The organism is Pigmentiphaga sp. MLSB6-MA01 (assembly GCF_058793475.1).
In genome coordinates this window covers 199,765-220,302 of record NZ_JBXAFV010000001.1, presented here as the reverse complement: position 1 = coordinate 220,302, position 20,538 = coordinate 199,765, and the positions used below count along the sequence as shown (strand labels likewise).

Below are 20,538 nucleotides of genomic sequence, written 5' to 3'. Positions count from 1 at the left end.
CACCGAGAGAAACGGCGCTTCGCGCGGTCCCCCCAGTGCCGTGCCAGCCCCTTCCCGGACCCCGGTCAGGGGGCGACCTGGACCATCCAGGTCACGCCGAAGCGGTCGGTCACCATGCCGAAGCGCGACGAGAAAAAGGTGGGCGTCATCGGCGCGATCACGGTGCCACCTTCGCCCAGGGCCGCGAACTTGCGTTCCGCGTCGGCATCGTCGGCCACGCTCAGCGCCAGCGAGACGCCCTTGAATTCGGCCGGGCCCTTGCACATGCCGTCCGATCCCATCACGACGGCGCCGCCGATCTCCAGCGACATGTGCATGACCTTGTTTTCCGACCCCGGCGGCGGCGCGCAATTTTCGTTGTCGCCCGAGGCCGGCGGAGCGTCCTTGAAGCGCAGCATCATCGTGACCTGGGCGCCGAGCGCCTTGGCGTAGAACTCGGCCGCTTCCTCGGCCCGGCCTTCGAAGAACAGATAGGGCTGGATATGCATGAGGGTCTCCTCGTCTGACGACTGGATGAATGGACTGAGGCGTTTTGTGGACGCTGTACACATAAGTTATCAGAGATAATGTACAGTGTCCACATGGAGTTCCCATGACCAGCGCCGTCACCCCGCCCGCCTCGCGCAGCACCTATCGTCATGGCGATTTGCGCCGCGCCCTGCTGGAAGCCGGCATCGAGCTTGCCCGCCAGGGCGGCCCGTCGGCGATCGTGCTGCGCGAAGCCACCCGCCGCGCCGGCGTCGTCCCGAACGCCGCCTACCGTCACTTCGCCAGCCGGGAAGACCTGCTGCTGGCGGTGCGGGCCGCCGCGCTGTCCGCGCTGGCCAGCGCCATGGAAACCGAACTCGACAAACTGGACGGCAACAGCCCGCCCGCCGACTACGCCCGCGCCAGCCTGCGCGCGGTGGGCGCGGGCTACCTGCGTTTCGCCTGGCAGGAGCCCGGCCTGTTCCGTACCGCTTTCGCCCCGGCCGACGGGCCGCTGAAGGTGCCCGACGCGGACAAGGCCGGCCGCAGCGGACTGGATCCGTTCCAATTGCTCAGCGCCGCGTTGGACCGCATGGCGGCGGCGGGCCTGCTGACGCCGGAGCGCCGCTTCGCCGCCGAATACCTGGCGTGGTCGTCCGTCCATGGACTGGCCATGCTGGTGATAGACGGGCCGCTGCGCAGCTTCAGCGCCGCGCAGATGGAGGTGGTGGGGCAGCGGCTGCTGGAAATGGTGGAGAAAGGGTTGTAGGGTCGCCTCAGTATCCGGGCAGGCTCAGGCTGCCCTGGTCCGAAAACCGCGTCGTGCCGAACATGCCGCCCGACAGTTTGCCGCGGACCACATAGGGAATGTTATCCAGGCGCGAACCATCCGCCAGGCCCAGGGCCTGCCGGATCGCGCTGAAGGCGGACACCGACACCGGCACCGTCAGCACGGTCTCGCCGAAGCGGGGCACGCTGCCCCGCTCGCTGCTGACACCCGTGGCGAAGCGCTTGCCGTTCAGATCCAGCTCCAGCGCGGCGCCGTCGTAGTCCACCGCGGAGTCGTTGGGATTCTGGACGCGCAGCTTGACCGCCATCCGCAGTTCCAGGCCCTGGCCTTGCAGGGGCTCGATGCCCGCGACCTGCACGTTGAGCGGATCGCGGCCGGGCAGGCTGGCGCAGCCGGCCAGCGCCAGGGCCAGCAGACCGGCCAGGGCGGCCCGGCGCGGCGACGAAAATCCATGGAAGGGAAGGTGCATGATCGGTGCCCGTGAAAGCCGCGTGGCCTTCATCTTAGTTGCCCATTGCCCCCTGTGTCACCCGACCCGGGAGGCCGCGGATCCGGCTTGGCCGGTCCACCAGCGTCGTCCCTGCGGGGCCCGGCCTCCCGGGGGGCTGCTGCGTGGCGGCTGGGGGGCACCATGCCGGGCGCGCGTCAGCGCGCGGGGAGGGGAGACCCCAGGCGGGCGAGCTTGTCCGGGTTGCGCATCAGGTAGATGTTGGACACCGCGTCGTTCTCGCCGTAGGCGAAGGTCAGCGCGCCGATGATCACGCCGTTCTCGCGCAGCAGCACGCCCTTGGCGCCGTTGATGTCGGCCACGATCCAATCCATGCCCTGCCAGAACCGTATCAGGCCGCGTTCGACGAAGCGTATCACCGACACCTTGCCCATCAGTTCCTGCTGCAGTGTGATGGCCTTGCCGCCGCCGTCCGACGAAAAGCGGACGTCGTCCGACAACAGGGCCGCCAGCGGTCCGGTGCCGTGGCCGTTGATGGCGTCCTGGAACGCCGACAGCAACTGCTCCTGGCGTTCGGCCGGCGTGGCGTGCCGGACCTTGCTGGACTCGATGGCCTCGCGCGCCCGCGAGACCAGCTTGCGGCAGGCGCTTTCCTGCATGCCGAGCGTGGCGGCGATGTCCGGGTAGGGCGTATCGAAGATCTCGTGCAGCAGATACGCGGCCCGCTCCTTGGGGGTGAGCCGTTCCAGCACCAGCAGGAACGCCGTGGTCAGCGATGAAGCGAGCTCCAGCCGCGATTCCGGCGTGTCGTCCGCCACGGTATGGATGGGCTCGGGCAGCCATGAGCCCACGTAATCCACCCGCGTCCGGTGCGCCGCGCGCAGCATGTCCACGCACAGGTTGGTGCAGATGCTGGTCAGCCATGCCGCCGGATTCGCGATCGCGCCGCGGTCCGCGTGCAGCCACTTGATGAAGGTCTCCTGCACGGCATCCTCGGCATCCGCCCGCGTGCCCAGCATCCGATACGCCAGCCCGAACAGGAATCGCCGCCGTGCTTCGAAGAACGCCGTGCCATCGGTCGCCATCATGTTCATCTTTGCCACGCTGCGTGCCGCGCCATCAGTGCATCGAGACCTGGAGCCGGTTCCACAGGTTGATCATCGCGATCGTGCTGGTCAGCGCGGCGATCTCCTTGTCCGAGAAGTGTTCCCGCAGGCGGGCGCGCAGCGGGGCGTAATCGGTCTTGCGGTCGAGCACGGTCAGGGCTTCCGTCCAGGCCAGCGCGGCTTTCTCGCGTTCCGTGAAGTCGTTGACGTGCTCCCAGACGACCAGGCGGTCCAGGCGCTCGTTGGTCTCGCCGTCCTCCCGGGCTTCCCGGATGTGCATTTTCACGCAGAAGGCGCACTGGTTGATCTGCGAGGCGCGCAGGACGACGAGGTGGTGCAGCAGCGGGTCCAGGCCCTGCTCGCGGATCTGCGTCTGCGCGGCGGCGAAGGCCTGGTAGACGGAGGGAAGCAGGGCGGCGGTATTGACGGGCGAGGCGTTGTTCATGGCGATCTCCGGAAAAAGGGGGTTACGCCTATATGACGAACCAGCCTGCCGGTTTGTGACGTCCCGGCGCCGACGCCCGTCCGGCGGCGTGGACTGGGCGATTTAAATGTCCTATTGACAGGTCAATAGAATAAATGTGAAATGATCCGAAAAAGCGTCCGACAACCAAGCGAGGTAGCGTGTGAGCACCGGGACCCCCGAACAGGTCATTATTGTAGGCGGCGGCCCCGTGGGCCTGGTCGCGGCGATGCGGCTGGGCCATTACGGCATTCCAGTCGTCGTCGTGGAAGCCGATGAACAGGTGTCGCGGGCCTTGAAGGCCTCCACCTTCCATCCCCCCACGCTGGAAATGCTGGATGAATACGGTATCACGCCCGGGCTGATCGAAGCCGGACTGGTCGCCCCCACCTGGCAGGTGCGCATGCACGAGACGGGCGAGTTCGCCGAATTCGACCTGTCGGCGCTCAAGGACGAGACCGCGCATCCCTATCGCCTGCAGACCGAGCAATGGAAGCTGTCCGAGCTGCTGCTCGCCCACATCCGCGAAAAGCTGCCGGCGGTGCGGGTGCTGATGGGGCATCCGTGCGTGGAGGTGGCGCAGGACGCGGACTCGGTGCGCGCCATCGTGGTGTCCCCGGGCGGGGAGCGCCTGGAACTGTCGGGGCGCTACCTGATCGCCGCGGACGGGGCCCGCAGCACGGTGCGGACCGCGCTGGACCTGAGTTTCGAGGGGCATACGTTTCCCGAGACCACGGTGCTGGCCACCACCCGGTTTCCGTTCCATGAACATATTCCGTCGCTGTCCTACATCAACTATTGCTGGGCCTCCACGGGCACCTTCAGCCTGCTGCGGCTTCCCGGCCTCTGGCGGGTCAGCCTGTATCCGTGGGAAGGCGAGACGGTCGACGACGCCCTCCAGCCCGAATCCATCCAGAGAAAGCTCCAGCACGTACTGCCGCGGGACCAGGCCTACGACGTGATGGAGATCCGCCCCTACCGTATCCACCAGCGTGTCGTGAACAACTACGTCAACGGCCGCATCGTGCTGGCCGGCGACGCCGCGCACATCAACAGTCCCAGCGGCGGCATGGGCATGAACGGCGGCATCCACGACGCCTTCAACCTGACCGATAAACTGCGCCGCATCTACGCCGGCGAGAGCGACGCGCTCCTGGGCCAGTACGAGCGCCAGCGGCGTCCGATCGCGATCAAGCACGTGCTGCAGCAGTCCGGCCGCAACCGTGCCCGCATGCAGGAAAGAGGGGAATCGCAGCGCCGCACGACGCTGGAGGACCTGAAGCGCAAGGCGGACGATCCCCGCCTGGCCCGCGAGTACCTGCTGGAAACCTCGATGATCCTGAGCCTGCGCGAAGCAGCCGCGATCGACTAGGCGCGAAGCTCCATGACCCAGCCAGCACCGGCGGAGTTTCCCATCCGCGAGCAAGTATCGAGTTTCATCGACGGCCGCTTCACGCACGCGGGCGGATACGAACTGCCGGTGATCCATCCCGGCGACGCGCGGCGCATTTCGACCCTGGTCGAGGCGTCGGCGGACGAGGTCGACGCGGCGGTGCGGTCCGCCCGGGCCGCCTTCGACGACGGGCGCTGGCGCCGGCGGCCGGTCGAGGCCCGGCAGGCGGTGATGCGCAAGGTGGCGGATCTGGTCGATCGCCATCGCGACGAACTGGCCTATCTGGAGTGCATGAATTCCGGCATTCCCATGCGCCACTTGCAGAAGGGGCAGATACCCCGCGCCGCCTACAACTTCCGCTTCTTCGCGGAATTCCTGGGCCAGCATGCGGAGAAGCTCCATGGCCAGACCGATGGATACCTGACGCTGGTGCTGCGCGAGCCGGTGGGCGTCGCGGCGCTGATCGGCCCGTGGAACGCGCCGCTGGCCCTGACATCGATGAAGATCGCCGGCGCCATCGCGTTCGGCAACAGCTGCGTCTGCAAGCCGTCCGAGGTGACGCCGCTGGCGGTCGCGCGGTTCATGGAGCTGCTGATCGATGCCGGCGTGCCGCCCGGCGTGGTCAATCTGGTCAATGGCCGCGGCGCCGTGACGGGCGAAGCCCTCGTGGCCCATCCCCAGGTGGACCTGGTTTCATTCACGGGCGGCACGCAGACGGCGCGGAGAATCTCGGCCAGCGCCGGCGAGGGGCTCAAGCCCCTGTCGCTGGAGCTGGGCGGCAAGTCCGCCAACATCATCTTCGAGTCGGCCGACCTGGATCGCGCGGTGGACGGTGCCCTGGTCGGCATCTTCTCGAACAATGGCCAGCAGTGTCTGGCCGGTTCCCGCATCCTGGTGCAGCGTCCGGTGCTGGACCGCTTCGTCGAGGCTTTCGCGCAACGCGCCGCGCGGCTGCGTATCGGCAGCCCGCTGGACCCGGCCACCGAGATCGGACCCCTGGCGTTCCAGGCCCACCGGCAGCGGGTGGCGGGGTACGTGGACATCGCCCGTGCCGACGGCGCGCGACTGCTGTGCGGCGGCGCGACGGTCGAGGCGCTGGAGCCCGGCTTCTACTTCCAGCCGACCGTGGTGCTGGCGCGGGACAATACGGCGCGCGTCTGCCGGGAGGAGATATTTGGTCCGTTCGCCACCATCGTGCCGTTCGATACGGCGGAGCAGGCCTGCTCGATCGCCAACGACAGCGAGTTCGGCCTGGTGTCCTACGTGTGGAGCGACCACCAACCCACGGTGATGCGCGCATTGACGGAAATCCGGGCCGGCATGGTATGGGTCAACACACCCATGACGCGCGACCTGCGTGCGCCCTTCGGGGGCATCAAGGCGTCGGGCTATGGCCGCGAGGGCGGCGAGTCCAGCATGAAGTTCTATACGTTCGAGAAGACCGTCATGCTGCCCACGGTGCCGCCGTCGATACCTCGCCTGGGTATATAAAAAAACGGCGCTTTCCGAGGAAAGCGCCGTTCTCCCGGCGGCTCAGGGTTGCTGCCGCGCGAGACGTTCGCGCCAGTGGTCGCCGCGCAGCCAGGGCTCCAGCGGCGCGGGCCGGCCGTCCACGGCCGAGACGCCCATCCAGGCCAGGCACAGCATGCACGACAGCACCGGCACGGGCGATCGGGCGTTCGCCGCCAGCAGCGGCGCCAGCGTGGGCATGCCGGTTCCCAGCATCAGGATGGCGTCGGTGTCGTCGCGGGCCAGCTCTTCCAGCAGCGCGCCGGCGGCGTCCGCCTTCATCGAATAGATGGGGTGGAACTGCGTGTGGTCCATGGGGGCCGAGGCGACGCGCGAGACCGTGAATCCCTGGGACTCCCAATAGACCTTGCTGGTCGCGGTGAGGCCGGCGGGGTAGGGCGAGGCCAGGGCGATCCGGCGTGCGCCCAGTTGCTTGAGCGAGGCGACCACCGCGGTGGCCGCGGTGAAGGCCGGCACGCCGCGCTCGCGCTCGATGCCCGCGAGCACCTGTTCCTCGCGTGCGCGGCCCACCAGATACGACGCTCCGGTGCAGCCCACCGCCACCGCCTTGATGGGCGCGTTGGCGAACTGGTCGCAGGCGGTGTCCAGCCGGTCCACGTAGTCCACCAGCCGTGCCTCGATGGTGGACTTGTCGCTCATCAGGCGGGCGTTGATGTGGGCATAGCCGGCCGGCAGCAGGATGAAGTACTCGGGCTCGACCGTGGTGTTGGCCTGCGGGGTCAGCAGGCCGATGAGCCCCTTGGGTGCGTATTCGACGGCCATGCGGCGATCAGTCCAGTTTGATGTTGGCAGCCTTGATGATGGGGGCCCACTTGCGGTCCTCGTCATGCAGGAACTTCACGAACTCCGCTTGCGGCGCGCCGATCGGGGTCAGGCCCTGTTCGGCCAGCTTGGCGCGGAAATCGGCGTTGGCCATGACTTTCCCGAGGGCGGCCTGGAGCCGGTCGACGACCGCCGCGGGGGTGCCGGCCGGAGACGAGACGCCGAACCAGGCCTCGCCCACCGTACCCGGTACGACTTCGTTCATCGTCGGCACGTCGGGGAAGGCCGGGACGCGCTTGGGACCGCTGACGGCCAGGATGCGCACGTTGCCCGCCTTGGCCTGGGTCGAGGCGACCGCCATGTTGTTGAAGATGGCGTCCAACTGCCCGCCCAGCAGGTCGTTCATGGCGGGACCCGTTCCCTTGTAGGGAACGTGGGTCATGTCCATGTGCGCCTTCTGCTTGAGCATCTCGCCGGTCAGGAAGCCGGCCGAGCCCACGCCGGCCGAGCCGTAGTTGTACTTGCCGCCGGCCTGGCGGGCCAGCTCGACGAATTCCTTGAAGTCCTTCGCGGGGTGGCTGGTGCGGACGATCAGCCCGTTGGGGAAGGTGCCCAGCAGCATGATGTGCGTGAAGTCGCGGTAGGGATCGTAGGAAATCTTCTGGCCCAGCAGCGGCCCGGTGGTGATGGCCGCGCCGTTGGTGATGACCAGGGTGTAGCCGTTGGGCGGCGCCTTGGCGCCGAGGTCGGTTCCCAGGATGGAGCCGGCCCCGCCCTTGTTGTCCACGATGACCGACTGACCCACTTCCTCGGCCAGCGCGTTGGCGACCAGGCGTCCGATGACGTCGGTCGAGCCGCCCGGGCTGAAGGGCACGATGAGCTTGATGGGACGATCGGGATAGGCCTGGGCCAGGACCGCGCCGGAAGCGGCGGCGAGACCCACTGCAAGGAACGCGCGGCGGCAGATGTTCAGCACGCGGGGGCGGGCGCGGTGTTCCCCTGTAATATGATTGCGCATGACGTGACCTGAAGGAAATGTGTACGGCGGCATGTGGATATTCCGCCAGGTTCCGCCATCGAGTCAAGCTAAATTGTTCTATTGGACAGACAATAAGACAGAATGCCACCTATGCAGCAAACCTTGCCCCTGCCGAAGTACCACAGTGTCTACCTGGTATTGAAAGAACGGCTGCGCGACGGCGTGTATGACGAGCGCGTGCCCGGCGAGCTGGAGCTGATGGAAGAATTCGCCGTGTCGCGGGCAACCGTGCGCAAGGCCCTCGAGAACCTGTCCCTGGAAGGCTTGATAGAGCGGTCGGCCGGCCGTGGCACGCGGCGATTGCAGCCCGAAGGCCAGGCGTCCCGGGGTGGGGCGTCCCCGCACCGGATGGCGGGTCTCCTGGACAACATCATCGCCGCCAGCCTGGACACCACGGTCAAGGTCATCGAGCACGAGCATGTGTCCGCTACCGAGCCGGTCGCCCGGATGCTGCGGATCGAACCGCGCGCGCAGGTGCTGCGGGCGGTGCGCGTGCGCAGCACGAAAGCGGGTCCCGTTTCCTGCATCACCACCTGGGTGCCGCGCGAATTCGCGGGCAACCTCGGCCGCCGGCAGCTCGGGCGCAAGGCCATGCTGGTGCTGATCGAGGAGTCGGGCGTGGAGATCGGCCGGGCCACGCAGAGCATTTCCGCGCGCCAGGCCGATGCCACCGTCGCGGGCCTGCTCGGCATGCCGCTGGGATCCGCCCTGCTGTCGGTCAGCCGCGTGGTCTACGACGTGAACGATCGTCCCGTACTCTGGCTGCAGGGGCTGTATTGCCCCGACCGCTACGAGTACGAAATGGAGTTGTCGCGCGTGGGCGACATCGACGCCAAGGTCTGGGTCAGCAAGGATTTCAACGCCTATATGCGCTGACGCGCCGCGCCGGGGTGTCCGGCGCGCCACAAATACGAACACAAGAACCCGAATCAAATGTACTATTGTTAGGACAATAGATTGGAAGGATCCCGCGGGACCCTTCGAGGATATCGGGTGACAGCTTGAATACACCGCCGGATGAAGGCCGGACGCTGGCGCAGAAGCTGATCGCGCGCGCGTCGGGCCGCGCCAGCGTGCGCGTGGGCGAGATCGTGACCTGCAAGGTCGATCTCGCGATGTTCCATGATTCGTCGGGACCGAGGCGGCTCAAGCCCATGCTGGAAGAGCTGGGCGCGCGCATCTGGGACAAGTCGCGCGTGGTGCTGGTCATGGACCACTACGTGCCCGAGCGCGACGAGGACTCCCGCAGGATCGTCCGCATCGCGCGCGAATGGGCGCGCGAGCAGGCCCTGCCGCATGTCTACGACAGCCAGGGCATCTGCCACGTCGTGGTGCCGCAAGGCGGACACATCCTGCCCGGCATGTTCTGCGTGGGCGGGGATTCGCATTCGCCCACGGGGGGGGCGTTCGGGGCCTACATGTTCGGCATCGGCGCGACCGAGATGCTGGGCGTGGTGGTGACGGGCGAGATCTGGCTGCGCGTGCCGGACACCCTGCGCATGTACTGGTCCGGCGCCTTGTCCGACGGCGTCACCGCCAAGGACATGATGCTGCACATGCTGGGCCGGTTCGGCATGAACGGCGGTGCCTACCAGGCCGTGGAGTTCTGCGGGCCGGCGGTGCGGGCGCTCGGCATGCAGGAACGCATGACGCTGTCGAACATGAGCGCCGAGCTGGGTGCCCAGGCCGGCCTGATCGCACCTGACGATGTCACGGCAGAATGGCTGGCCGCCACCGGCGCGCAGGTGCCCGATGTCGGCGAATGGTACACGGACGAAAGCGCCGCCTGCACCCGGTACGATTTCGACGCCGGCGCGCTCGCGCCCATGGTGGCCGCGCCCCACAGCCCCGCCAATTCCCGGCCGGTCGACGACTATCGCGGCGTCCCGATAGACGTCGCCTATGTGGGCGCCTGCACGGGCGCGAAGCTCGACGACCTGCGCGCCGCGGCGTCGGTGCTCAAGGGGCACCGGGTGGCGCCGGGCGTGAGGCTGATCGTGGCTCCGGCCAGCCTGCGCGACCAGGACGCCGCGCGCGGCGAAGGCGTGCTGCAGGTGCTGATGGATGCCGGCGCCGAACTCTTTCCGACCTCCTGCGGCGCCTGCTCCGGCTATGGCAGCCCCATGGGGGACGACGTCACGGTCATTTCCACCACCGCCCGCAATTTCAAGGGCCGGATGGGGTCGCCCACGGCGCAGGTGTACCTGGGCTCGCCCTACACGGTGGCCGCCTCGGCATTGCGCGGCGTCATCAGCGATCCTCGCGAGGTACTGGCATGAATGGGTCCACGCATCGTGTCTGGAAGCTTGGGCGGGACATCGACACCGACCTGCTGGCGCCCGGATACGTCATGAAGCACGGCATCGACGTCATCGCCACGCATTGCCTGGAGTCGGTCCGGCCCGAGTTCGCGGCGTCGGTGCGGCCCGGCGACGTCGTGGCGGCGGGGCCGGGCTTCGGCATCGGGTCCTCGCGCGAGCAGGCCGCGGCGGCGCTGGTGCGCCTGGGCGTGGCGGCGGTGATCGCGCCATCCTATGGGGGCCTGTTCTTCCGCAATGCCTTCAATGTGGGGCTGATGCTGTTGACCTGCCCGCAGGCCGAGTCGCTGGACGAGGCCGGGCAGGTCGACATCCGCCTGGGCGCAACGCCGCGGGTGGCGACCGGGGACGGCAGGGTGCTCGAGTGCGAGGCCATTCCGGACTTCCTGGTCGACATGGCCCGTAGCGGCGGCTTGTTGAACCAGCTTCGCAAGCGCCTGGCCGGGGATGGCCTCGACACTTCTTCCACCGGACATCGACCGTCATGACGAACGCCCCCTTTCCCGCCGATCCGGCGCGTACCGCGCTGCTGATCGTCGATCTGCAGAACGATTTTCTCGCGCCCGACGGCGCCTATGCCCGGGGCGGCGCGGTCAGCGCCGCCGCTGCCGCGTTGCCGCCGCGCGTGGCGGCAACGGCGCGGGCGCTGAAGACGGCCGGCGGCATGGTGGTCGCCAGCCAGTTCACGCTGTGGCCGGATGGCCGCGGCGAGCCGATGATCGCGCCGCACCTGGCGGCCCTGCGGCCGTTCCTGCGCAAGGGCGATTTCGCGCCGGGCAGCCGTGGACAGGCCAATGTGGCTGAACTGGACGGCCTGGTGGACGTCTCGGTCTGCAAGGTGGCGTATTCCGCTTTCTTCAATACGCAGCTCGACTGGGTGCTGCGCCACGCGGGCATCGACACGGTGGCCGTGTGCGGTATCGTGACCAACGGCGGCGTGGCCAGCACCGTCCGCGACGCCCACATGCGCGAATACCACGTTGCCGTGCTGGCGGACGGCTGCGCCGCGTTCCGCGAGGAGGTGCACGCCACGGCGCTGGCCGACATGGCGGGCATCGCCGATGTGACCGACTGCCGCGGCTTCGAGCGCGGCCTGACTGACTGAGGAAGACGCCGCCATGTCCCACGACCTGCGCTCCCGCCTGGCCCGTCCCGGCATCGTGCTCGCACCGGGCGTCTACGACGCCTTCAGCGCCCTGATCGCCGAGCAGGCGGGCTTCGAGGCCTTGTACCTGTCCGGGGCGTCCATCGCCTATACCCGGCTCGGACGTTCCGACGTCGGCCTGACCACCTATACCGAGGTGGCCGACACGCTGGCGCGCATCACCGAGCGCGTATCGCTGCCCGTGATCGTCGATGCCGACACCGGGTTCGGCAACGCATTGAACGCGATGCGCACGGTACGCGGCCTGGAGCGCGCCGGCGCCGCGATGATCCAGCTCGAGGATCAGACCTTTCCCAAGCGCTGCGGCCACCTGGACGGCAAGTCCGTGGTGCCGGCCGCCGAGATGGCCGGCAAGCTCAAGGCCGCGCTGGATGCGCGGGTGTCGTCTTCGACCCTGATCCTGGCGCGCACCGACGCCGTTGCCGTGGAGGGATTGGAGGCGGCGCTGGACCGGGCCGAGCGATATCTGGAAACGGGGGTGGACGCACTCTTCATCGAGGCCCTGAGGACCCCGGAACAGATGGACGCGGCCTGCCGCCGCTTCAAAGGCCGGGCGCCGCTGCTCGCCAACATGGTGGAAGGCGGCAAGACGCCCGTCCAGAGCGCGGCGGAACTGGAGCGGCACGGCTTCGGCATCGCGATCTTTCCGGGCGGCACCGCGCGCGCGGTGGCCCACGTGCTGCAAGGCTACTACGCCAGCCTGCGCGGACACGGCACGACGGCACCCTGGCGCGACCGCATGCTGGATTTCGACGAACTGAACGGACTGATCGGCACGCCGGAACTGATGCGGCTGGGAAGCGCGTACGCCGCCATGGCTGACACTCCGCCCACGGATCTTCCGGAAGGTCCGTAGGCGGGCCGGGAAGCGGCCGCCCGCCGCTTCCCGGCGGTGGTCATGCGCCCAGGGCGCAGATCTTCTCCCGCAGCGGAGCGCGGGTGCGCGTGAAGTGGCGCAGGGTGGCGGACGGATTCCAGTCGTCGCCGTCGATGCTGTAGCTCTCGTCGAAGGGCTTGGGGTTGGTCGTCTGGCCGTAGATCGGCGTGGTGTAGGGCGCGATGACCGTCAGGTGCATGGTGCCGTCGGCGCTGAAGGCCAGTCCCTCGGCTTCGGTGCGGTTGGGTTCGTCGTAGTGCATCAGCTCGATGACGGCGCCGCTGACGGGGTCGATCTTGTAGATGCGCTTGCGCTTGAGGTCGGTCCCGGCCACGCTGTCCTTGGTGTCGCTGGAGGCGTACAGCATGCCGCGGTAGACCTTGGCGCCCTGCACCCGCTTGCCGTTGAACGACGTCTGCAGGGGCACGGAGCGGATCAGCCGGAAGGTCGTCAGGTCGAAGACGTTCAGCTTGTCGGCGGCCGAAGTGCTCCAGGTCACCGTGTAGAGCAGCTTGCGGGGACCGTCCACGGCCACCCAGGGCACCCCGTCGGCGTGTTCGGGCAGCGGCAGCGCGTGCTTCTCGCCGGTGTACTGCAGCGTCTTGGCGTCGAATATGGCGATGTAGGATTGCTGCGACGAATCGTCCTCGTCCTCGATGGGCGCATACAGCTTGCCGTCCAGGATGTCGATGTCGCCGATGTGGCCCATGTGGGGCCCGTCGGCGCTGGCGCCGTACTCGGCCTGGATGTCGGCGGGCAGCGCCAGCGGCCGGTTCAGGGTGGCCTGGTACGCCGCGTCGGTGCGCTGCAGGCCGTAGCGCCACGAGAAGACGGGCGTGTCGCCGTCGAAGGCCATGCCCTGGCTCTTGAGGGTCGCGGGGATGCGCGCGGCCTGGTCGTCGGTCAGGTACGAGAAGCCCGTCAGCGTCCGGGGGTCCCGGGCCAGTTCGGCCAGGACGCGGTCCAGATAGTTCTGCAACACGGTCATGTCGTTCGTGAACGAGGTGCGCGAGGCCAGGGACTCGCTCCAGGTCTCCTGGTCGAGCGCCGCGTTGGCCGCGCGCAGGGCATCTGTCGTCGGCACGCTGCGGCCCACGAGCCGGGTTTCCAGTGCGAGCAGTTCCTGCTCGCTCAGCATGGCCAGCTTGACCCCCGAGGCCGGCTGCGGGACCGGGGCGAGAGTGATCCCATTGCCGGGATCCTGGTCGCTGTCCAGCGCCAGCAGCAGGCTCAGCAGCTTGCCCAGCTCAAGCGAGCTTTGGCAGTCGCGGCTGGGCAGGAGGTCGAACACGGTGATGGTGCGCCGGGGCGAGAGCGACGCCAGTTCCACGCCACCCGCCTCGAAAGTCAGCGTGGTGCCCTGGGCAACCGAGAAGGCGCCGTTGGCGACGGCGATCTCCTTGCCGTCCGCCTTGACGGTCAGTCCGGCAAGGCCGGGCCAGCCGGCCAGGGTGACGTCGACGGAAGCGGCGGGAGGGGTGACGGGGGGCGTGGTCGGCGGCGTCGTTCCCGATGATCCGTCGCCATCGCCGCCACAGGCGGCCAGCGACAGGACGAGGGAGGCGAGCAGGGCGGCGGCGACGGGGCGGGAGGGCGCCTGCCGGTTGAAACAGCGTGTCTTCATGGGCGTGTCAGGTTGGGTGGCGTGCTGCGGAGGCTGGCTCAATGGCCGCACCGGACGGACGGCGCCCGCCCGCGTCGGGATGCGTCGCGGGTGGGCACCGGCGACGCGCATTGTTGGCCGCCCGTGTGACGGCTTCATGGCACCGGCAACGTCCAGGCGCCCCGCGCCCCCCGGGCCCGCGGGGGAGTGGGGTATGATGCAAGGCGCATCCGGGGGCAGGAAAATGGCGTGGGAGGGTCGTGCCGAAGCCGCCCCGAGAAGTGTCCCATGTCTTCAATCGCCCATCGCAGGAGGCCTCGCGTTGCCGCCCAGAACGGACCACGTCAGTCATGTCCCGCGGCACCGCGAAATCGCGGCGGTACTACGGATGGAAATCCGCGGCGGGACGTTCGGCGTGGGCACCCGCCTGCCGACCGAGGAAGAACTCAGCGTGCGCTTCGGGGCCAGCCGCCCCACCGTGCGTACCGCGCTCGCGGCGCTGGCGCAGGAAGGACTCATCGTCAGGCGTCCCCGTACCGGTTCCACGGTCATCGCGACCCGTCCGCTCTCGGTGCTTGCGCAGCAGGTCGGCTCGATCGAGGAACTGCTCGATTACCCGGCCACGACCCATCGCCGCGCTGTCGCAAGCAGCTATATCAAGGCGGACCACGAACTATCCAGTGTCTTGCGCTGCGACGCCGACGCGGACTGGTTCCATATCGGCATGCTGCGTTTCCTGGGGGATTCGACGACCCCGCTCTGCTGGTCCGACATCTACGTGCTGCCGCGCTATGCGGGGGTGCAGAAGCATCCCAAGCACGAGCAGATTCCCGTCTGCGTGCAGATCACCGAGATGTACGACGTGACCATCGAGCAGGCGGACATAGAGATTTTCGCGGGCAGCGTGCCCGAGCATCTGGCCGAGCCGCTGCAGGCCGAGGGAGGCTCGCCCGCGCTGTTCGTGATACGGCGGTATTGCGGCGCCGATGGCCTGCCGTTCGAGACCACGGTGAGCGTCCACCCCGAGAGCCGTTACCGCTATACCTTCCAGTTTCGGCGCGAGCTCAAGCCACTGGCGCGGCGCTGACCGCTTCGTAGCCCAACTGGCTGGATAGCTGCCGCGCGACGGCTTTCAGTTCTTCCCCGAGCGGACCGTGCAGTTCTCCGTCGAAGGCGGCGCCGGCCCCGATGGCCGTCAAGGCGCACACCATGATGCCCCTGCCGTCGAATACCGGCACGCTCATGCCGCTGACGGCCGGCACGTCGGGCCGAGGCTTGCCGGCAATGCGCGCGGCGCCGTCCTGCCGGATGGTTGCCAGCTTGTCGCGCACCTGTTCGAGCGTGGCGCCCGGCAGGCCCGCTACCGCATCGGCGGCAACGGCATCCACGACGAGTGCGTGCGTCGTGGCTTCGGGGAGATGCGCCGCGAAGGCCAGGCCGGAGGCGCTATTGAGCAGCGGCAGTACCTCGCCGATGGGAAGGTGCAGCGTGAAAGGCGTCGCGGGCGCCTCCCAGCGGACGACGGTGGGGCCGCGGTTGCCCCATGCCACGACGCCGTAGGTATGGCCGCGCTGCCGTGCCAGGTTGACCACCGCGCGGGTTCCCAGCCTGATCGCCCTGAGCTGCACCAGTTCCTGCGACATGGCCGTACGTGCCCGGCCGAACTCGTGCGGTTCGGCGGTCAGGTAGTCGCCGCCGCCGAAGACGAGCGGCGTGCGCGCCGTATGGTGGAATTCTTCTACCTGTCCGATGAATACCGCGTGGTCGCCGCCTGGATGGGTGGCGACTTTCCGGCATTGCAGGCAGGCCGTGCACCCCTGTATGAGGGGCAGGCCGCCGATGCCCGGTCGTGCATCGATGCCCGCGAATTTGTCGTCGGCGCGCGAAGCGAACTGGCCCGACACGGCCACCTGGTCTTCGGCCAGGATATTCACCACGAAGCGCTCGGCCGCCTGGAACACCGGAAAACTCGGCGCCGTATTGGAGAGGCTCCACAGGATCAGCGGCGGGTCCAGCGACACCGAACTGAAGGAGTTGGCGGTCAGCCCGTATCGCCGTCCTTGCGCATCCAGCGTGGTGATGACCGTCACGCCGGTCACGAAGGTTCCGAGCGCTCTGCGCAACTGCAGCGCATCGATAGTGTTGGAGGAAGCCATGGGCCATGCTCCTGATTCTTTACTGAGGCGCAATGCCTGCGTTGTCCACCAGCTTCTTCCAGCGATCGATCTCGCGTTCGACGAAGCGCGTGAGTTCTTCCGGCGAAGACGGCGACACGTCGAATCCGATGTCGGCGAATTTCGCCTTGACCTCGGGCCTGGCCAGTCCGTGGTTCACGATTCCGTTGAGCTTGGCGATGATGGATTGCGGCGTGCCGGCAGGCGCGACGATGGCGGTCCATACCAGCACGTCGAAGCCGGGAATCGACTCGGCCAGCGCCGGGATCTGGGGCGCCACGGAAGAGCGCTTCGGCGCCGTGATGCCTATGCCCTTGAGCTTGCCGTTCTTGATGTGGGGCAGCGCGCTCGAGAAGTCGGTGAAGGTAAGGGCGATCTGTCCGCCCAGGACATCGGTCACCGCTTGCGGGCCGCCCTTGTAGGGGACCGGTAGCAGGTCGATGCCGCCCAGCGACTTGAGCATCGCCACCGATACCTGGGAACCCGCCGACCAGTGGCCCGCCTCGAGATTCTTCTGCTTCCTCGCCCAGGCCAGGAACTCGTCCAGCGTATTGGCGGGAATATCGGCGCGGCCGACCAGTACCTGCGACGTGGTGTTGAGGAGGCCGACGTAGGCGAAGTCCTTGAGCGGATCGTAGGGCAGCCGGATGAAGAGGCTCTTGTTGGCGGCCGACGTGGTGTTGGTCGTCAGCATGATGGTGTAGCCGTCCGGCGCGCTCTTGGCGAGCGCCTCGGCGCCGATCAGGGTCGACGCGCCGGGCCGGTTGTCCACGATCACGGGTTGGCCGGTGGCCTGCGTGATTTCATTGCCGATGATGCGCGCGGTGATGTCGGTTTGCGTGCCCGTCGGATACGGAACGATGAAGCGTATGGGCTGGCTGGGCCAGCTTGCCGCTCCCTGGGCCGAGGCCGGTCCGGCGCCCATGGATCCGGCGGCGATGCTGGTGAAAACTGCGAACGCGGTACGAAGGCGATGCGGTGGGATTGCGAACATGCTCTTGTCTCCTCGTTGTGTCATATGAGCGAACATGAAGCAGTTTTTCGATGCTAGACGGTCGGGCTGCGGACTTCGCCGCCCAATGCGACGAGCCCCCAGGCCGTCAGTTGCATGTCGACGTTGAACAGCACGTGCCCGTTGGCCGCGAGGGCATCCCGGTACATGCGCTGGATCGGGTACTTGTCGTAGATGCCGTTGGCGCCGGCCATCTCCTGCAGCGAGCCCACCGCCTCGGTCGCCATGCGGATGCACATGGCGGTATTGCGCCGATAGCGCAGGCGGGCTTCGGTGTCTATGGCGGCACCGCGTTCGACCGTGGCCGCTCCTTCGAGACAATCGTTGCGCAACATGAGCCGCGCCGCGTCGATCTTGGCCCCCGCCATCGATATGCGCAACTGGACGGTGGGGAAGTCGCGCATCTTGGCTGCCGTATAGCTGGTGCTGCGTTCCTTGACGGACGCGATGCTGGCATCCAGCGCGGCCTGGGCATTGCCGAGCATGGCCGCGGCGATGCCGTTGCCGCCGAGCGCGGAATTGGGTATCCGGTAGAGCGGGTCGCGATGCTGTTGCAGCCCGGGAAACCCCGGCACACCGGGGTCGGCCTTCATCGACAGCACGCGATGAGCCGGCACGAACACGTCTTCGCATTCCACCGTGCAACTGCCGGTGCCGCGCATGCCCAGCGTGTGCCAATCGTCGAGCACGCGATAGTCCGCCGCGGGTACCAGGCACATGCACCAGTCCACTGGTTTGCCGTCCTCCTTGATGACGCATGCCAGCATGTTCCAGCTCGAGACGGTCACCCCCGAGGAAAAGCCCCACTTGCCCGACAGGCGCAGGCCGCCCTCGACGGGGCGGCCCTGCCCCTGGATGTAGGCGATGCCGGAGGCGACCAGCGCGTCCGCATCGTTCTCCAGCACGTCCTGCTGGGCCGGGAGCGGCCACTGCGCGAGCTGGCGATGATGCGAGGCCAGGTTGGCGAACGTCCACGAGGCGGAGGCGTCGCCGCGGCCGAGGATCTCGCACACGTCGAACTGCGCGCTGTAGGACAACTCCATTCCTCCCCAGTAGCGCGGCTGATGGATGCGGAACAGGCCGGTCTCATGCAAGGCTTGAACGACCGCTGGCGTCATGCGGTGCAGTCGTTCGCTCGCTTCGGCTTCGCTTCGCAGGAGAGGAATCAGTCCTTCCGCGCGATCCAGTGCTTCCTGGTAGGTGACTTGGGAGAAGTCCGAATGCTTCATGGCGGGAAGGACGGAAGCAGGCAGGCGCACTGAATGGTTCATTGCGATATCCTCGTGGGCGAGGTGCTCATCATGATTTAATTGTTCTAACAAATCAAGTTTGTTTTTCTGTATTTATAGGATAAAAATTCGAATTTTCATTGAGTGTTTTTTTATTTGTTATTACTATTAATCCAACCTCGAATCGGAGCGCACCATGCCTGTCGAATCCCTGGACCACCTGAACCTGGCGACGCGGGACCTGGCGGTGTCGCGCCGTTTCTATAGCGAGGTTGTCGGCCTGGTCGAGGGCGAACGCCCGCCGTTCAATCGCGCGGGGGCATGGATGTACGCGCACGAGCGCCCGGTGCTGCACCTGTCCACGGGCCGCCAGCCCACCCCGGACCACACCGGTCCGTTCAACCACGTGGCGTTCCTCGCCTCCGGCCTGGACGGCCTGCGCGAGCGCCTGCGGATGCACGGAGTGTCGTTCGAGGAATTCGCGGTACCCGAGCAGGGGATGCATCAGGTGTTTTTCCGCGACCCCGACGGCACGCAGGTCGAGATGATCTATACCGGCGAAGAAGCCGACCGCGCCCGCCGCGAGGGAGCGCGCGTGGATGCAACGCTGAGCGGCACGGTCTGAGCCTGCGCCCGGGTCCATGTTCAACGCATGACGAAGGGATTCGCTGTCGCCGCGCCGCTATTGATCCAGACGCATTTCGTTTGCAGATATTCGCGGATCGCATCGGCGCCGTTCTCGCGGCCGAGGCCCGAATCCTTGTAGCCGCCGAATGGCGCCATGAAGCTGATCGCACGATAGGTGTTGACCCATACCGTACCGGCCTGCAGCTTCTCGGACATGCGTATCGCGCGGCCGATGTCCTGCGTCCACACCGCCGCCGCCAGGCCGAAGCGCACGTCGTTGGCGATGCGCAGCGCGTCGGCCTCGTCCTTGAAGCGGATGATCGAGAGCACCGGACCGAAAACCTCCTCTTGGGCGATGCGCATGTGGTTGCGCACGCCGGTGAAGATCGTCGGTTGCACGAACCAGCCGGCGCCGCACTCCGGCGAGGTGCCTTTTTCGCCGCCCAGGATGGCCGTCGCTCCTTCGCCGCGGGCGATGTCGATGTACTCCAGGACTTTCCGGTACTGGAGAGGAGTGGTCACGGGTCCCACCTGGGTCGAGGGGTCCATCGGGTCCCCCATGCGGGCGGTGCGCGCGACCGCGAGCAGCCGGTCGACGAAGGCATCGTGGATGCTGTCCTGCACCAGCAGGCGGGAGCCCGCGATGCACGTCTGGCCGGTCGCGGCGAAAATCCCCGAAATGGCGCCGGACACGGCCTGCTCCAGGTCGGCATCCTCGAACACGATGTTGGGCGACTTGCCGCCCAGTTCCAACGAGGCGTGCTTGAGATGGCGACCCGCCGCTTCGTTGATCAGGCGTCCCGTGCTGTCCGACCCCGTGAAGCTGATCTTGCGGACCAGCGGATGCTCGACCAACGGTGTTCCCACTTCGGTGCCGAAGCCGGTGACGACGTTGAACACGCCAGGCGGAAAGCCCGCTGCCTCGAACAGTTCGGCCAGTTCCAGGGTGGACGCCGAGGTGAACTCCGAAGGTTTGACGACCACCGTGCATCCGGCTGCCAGCGCGGGCGCGATCTTCCAGCCCAGCAGCAGGAGCGGCGAATTCCAGGGCGTGATCGCCGCCACCACGCCGACGGGTTCATGGCGGGTGAAGGCGAAATAGCCTTTCTTGTCCAGCGGCAGCGTGCTGCCCTGCACTTTGTCCGCCAGCCCGCCGTAGTAGTGGAACCATTGCGGGAGGTAGTTGAGCTGCCCCTGCATCTCTGCCAGCAGCTTGCCGTTGTCGCGTACCTCGATGGCGGCCAGCCTGGAGGCATCGCGCTCGATCAGGTCCGCGAGCTTGCGCATCGATGCGCCACGCTGGGTCGGTGTCATTTCCGCCCATGGGCCGCTGGTCAGCGCCTGATGGGCCGCCTGCACGGCAAGATCCACATCGCGCGCGTCGCCACGCGGGATTTCCGCCCAGGCCTGTCCTGTGTAGGGATTCTGGGTCTCGAACCAGGCCAGGCCTGCCGGCTCCTGCGCCTTGCCCGCGATTCGGAGTTGATAGCGTTTCATGAAAGGCTCCTGGGTTCGACGCCGGTTGGCCGGGGCG

21 protein-coding genes are annotated in these 20,538 nt (G+C 67.5%); 10 read left to right on the top strand and 11 right to left on the bottom strand.

Annotated elements, in window-relative coordinates; translation table 11 throughout:
• Positions 1-65 precede the first annotated feature (65 nt).
• On the bottom strand, positions 66-488 hold the full coding sequence (locus tag AC1Q6E_RS01135) for a VOC family protein (RefSeq protein ID WP_152794039.1): 423 nt from the start codon (positions 486-488) through the stop codon (positions 66-68).
• Between the two features lie 104 nt (positions 489-592).
• Between AC1Q6E_RS01135 and AC1Q6E_RS01130 the strand changes: the two genes are divergently transcribed.
• Positions 593-1,237: a TetR/AcrR family transcriptional regulator gene (locus AC1Q6E_RS01130; protein WP_492572055.1), complete on the top strand. Its 645-nt coding sequence runs from the start codon at positions 593-595 to the stop codon at positions 1,235-1,237.
• A gap of 7 nt (positions 1,238-1,244) precedes the next feature.
• Here AC1Q6E_RS01130 and AC1Q6E_RS01125 read toward each other — a convergent pair whose 3' ends face one another.
• The 3 genes from AC1Q6E_RS01125 to AC1Q6E_RS01115 all read right to left on the bottom strand — a co-directional run bounded on the left by AC1Q6E_RS01125 (position 1,245) and on the right by AC1Q6E_RS01115 (position 3,257).
• On the bottom strand, positions 1,245-1,727 hold the full coding sequence (locus tag AC1Q6E_RS01125) for an LEA/WHy family protein (RefSeq protein WP_152794035.1): 483 nt from the start codon (positions 1,725-1,727) through the stop codon (positions 1,245-1,247).
• A gap of 176 nt (positions 1,728-1,903) precedes the next feature.
• Complete coding sequence (gene sigJ / locus AC1Q6E_RS01120) at positions 1,904-2,794, bottom strand: RNA polymerase sigma factor SigJ (RefSeq protein ID WP_152794793.1); 891 nt, start codon at positions 2,792-2,794, stop codon at positions 1,904-1,906.
• A gap of 31 nt (positions 2,795-2,825) precedes the next feature.
• Positions 2,826-3,257, bottom strand: a complete 432-nt coding sequence (locus AC1Q6E_RS01115; protein WP_296554628.1) for a carboxymuconolactone decarboxylase family protein — start codon at positions 3,255-3,257, stop codon at positions 2,826-2,828.
• Positions 3,258-3,438: 181 nt separating this feature from the next.
• Between AC1Q6E_RS01115 and AC1Q6E_RS01110 the strand changes: the two genes are divergently transcribed.
• Both AC1Q6E_RS01110 and AC1Q6E_RS01105 read left to right on the top strand, forming a co-directional pair.
• Positions 3,439-4,647, top strand: a complete 1,209-nt coding sequence (locus tag AC1Q6E_RS01110; RefSeq protein ID WP_296554627.1) for an FAD-dependent oxidoreductase — start codon at positions 3,439-3,441, stop codon at positions 4,645-4,647.
• 12 nt (positions 4,648-4,659) lie between these two features.
• The gene (locus tag AC1Q6E_RS01105; protein ID WP_492572054.1) at positions 4,660-6,159 is read left to right on the top strand and encodes an aldehyde dehydrogenase; all 1,500 of its coding nucleotides are present in this window, start codon (positions 4,660-4,662) and stop codon (positions 6,157-6,159) included.
• 42 nt (positions 6,160-6,201) lie between these two features.
• Here AC1Q6E_RS01105 and AC1Q6E_RS01100 read toward each other — a convergent pair whose 3' ends face one another.
• Positions 6,202-6,960, bottom strand: coding sequence for a maleate cis-trans isomerase family protein (locus AC1Q6E_RS01100; RefSeq protein ID WP_492572053.1), 759 nt, complete (start codon positions 6,958-6,960; stop codon positions 6,202-6,204).
• A gap of 7 nt (positions 6,961-6,967) precedes the next feature.
• Positions 6,968-7,978, bottom strand: a complete 1,011-nt coding sequence (locus AC1Q6E_RS01095; RefSeq protein WP_296554624.1) for a Bug family tripartite tricarboxylate transporter substrate binding protein — start codon at positions 7,976-7,978, stop codon at positions 6,968-6,970.
• A gap of 111 nt (positions 7,979-8,089) precedes the next feature.
• Here AC1Q6E_RS01095 and AC1Q6E_RS01090 point away from each other — a divergent pair, with 111 nt between their 5' ends.
• The 5 genes from AC1Q6E_RS01090 (at position 8,090) to AC1Q6E_RS01070 (ending at position 12,338) form a co-directional block, all read left to right on the top strand.
• Positions 8,090-8,875 carry a GntR family transcriptional regulator gene (locus AC1Q6E_RS01090; protein ID WP_296554623.1) on the top strand — a complete coding sequence of 262 codons (786 nt, stop codon included), beginning with the start codon at positions 8,090-8,092 and terminating at the stop codon, positions 8,873-8,875.
• 125 nt (positions 8,876-9,000) lie between these two features.
• The gene (locus AC1Q6E_RS01085) at positions 9,001-10,278 is read left to right on the top strand and encodes a 3-isopropylmalate dehydratase large subunit (protein WP_152794025.1); all 1,278 of its coding nucleotides are present in this window, start codon (positions 9,001-9,003) and stop codon (positions 10,276-10,278) included.
• Positions 10,275-10,805, top strand: a complete 531-nt coding sequence (locus AC1Q6E_RS01080) for a LeuD/DmdB family oxidoreductase small subunit (protein WP_152794023.1) — start codon at positions 10,275-10,277, stop codon at positions 10,803-10,805. The genes AC1Q6E_RS01085 and AC1Q6E_RS01080 overlap by 4 nt, the downstream gene beginning before the upstream one ends.
• The gene (locus AC1Q6E_RS01075; protein ID WP_492572052.1) at positions 10,802-11,422 is read left to right on the top strand and encodes a cysteine hydrolase family protein; all 621 of its coding nucleotides are present in this window, start codon (positions 10,802-10,804) and stop codon (positions 11,420-11,422) included. Before AC1Q6E_RS01080 ends, AC1Q6E_RS01075 begins: the two co-directional genes overlap by 4 nt.
• Before the next feature lie 13 nt (positions 11,423-11,435).
• A complete protein-coding gene (locus tag AC1Q6E_RS01070) occupies positions 11,436-12,338 on the top strand; it encodes an isocitrate lyase/PEP mutase family protein (protein WP_492572051.1) in 903 nt (300 codons plus the stop codon).
• A 40-nt stretch (positions 12,339-12,378) separates the two neighbouring features.
• On the opposite strand, the gene AC1Q6E_RS01065 is transcribed toward AC1Q6E_RS01070, so the two are convergent.
• Positions 12,379-13,983 (bottom strand): hypothetical protein, encoded by a 1,605-nt coding sequence (locus tag AC1Q6E_RS01065; RefSeq protein ID WP_492572050.1) that lies wholly within the window; start codon positions 13,981-13,983, stop codon positions 12,379-12,381.
• A gap of 301 nt (positions 13,984-14,284) precedes the next feature.
• Between AC1Q6E_RS01065 and AC1Q6E_RS01060 the strand changes: the two genes are divergently transcribed.
• Complete coding sequence (locus AC1Q6E_RS01060; RefSeq protein ID WP_296554617.1) at positions 14,285-15,049, top strand: GntR family transcriptional regulator; 765 nt, start codon at positions 14,285-14,287, stop codon at positions 15,047-15,049.
• Here AC1Q6E_RS01060 and AC1Q6E_RS01055 read toward each other — a convergent pair.
• The 3 genes from AC1Q6E_RS01055 to AC1Q6E_RS01045 are packed head-to-tail and all read right to left on the bottom strand — an operon-like array spanning position 15,027 to position 18,419.
• Entirely contained in the window at positions 15,027-16,118 is a 1,092-nt protein-coding gene (locus AC1Q6E_RS01055; RefSeq protein ID WP_152794013.1) for a flavin reductase, read from the bottom strand. The two genes, AC1Q6E_RS01060 and AC1Q6E_RS01055, sit on opposite strands and share 23 nt — an antisense overlap.
• A 19-nt stretch (positions 16,119-16,137) precedes the next feature.
• Positions 16,138-17,130: a Bug family tripartite tricarboxylate transporter substrate binding protein gene (locus tag AC1Q6E_RS01050; protein WP_296554616.1), complete on the bottom strand. Its 993-nt coding sequence runs from the start codon at positions 17,128-17,130 to the stop codon at positions 16,138-16,140.
• Positions 17,131-17,183: 53 nt separating this feature from the next.
• Entirely contained in the window at positions 17,184-18,419 is a 1,236-nt protein-coding gene (locus AC1Q6E_RS01045; RefSeq protein ID WP_296554615.1) for an acyl-CoA dehydrogenase family protein, read from the bottom strand.
• Positions 18,420-18,573: 154 nt separating this feature from the next.
• Here AC1Q6E_RS01045 and AC1Q6E_RS01040 point away from each other — a divergent pair, with 154 nt between their 5' ends.
• Entirely contained in the window at positions 18,574-19,002 is a 429-nt protein-coding gene (locus tag AC1Q6E_RS01040) for a VOC family protein (protein WP_152794006.1), read from the top strand.
• 20 nt (positions 19,003-19,022) lie between these two features.
• Here AC1Q6E_RS01040 and AC1Q6E_RS01035 read toward each other — a convergent pair whose 3' ends face one another.
• On the bottom strand, positions 19,023-20,501 hold the full coding sequence (locus AC1Q6E_RS01035; RefSeq protein ID WP_492572049.1) for an aldehyde dehydrogenase: 1,479 nt from the start codon (positions 20,499-20,501) through the stop codon (positions 19,023-19,025).
• Between the last annotated feature and the right edge of the window lie 37 nt (positions 20,502-20,538).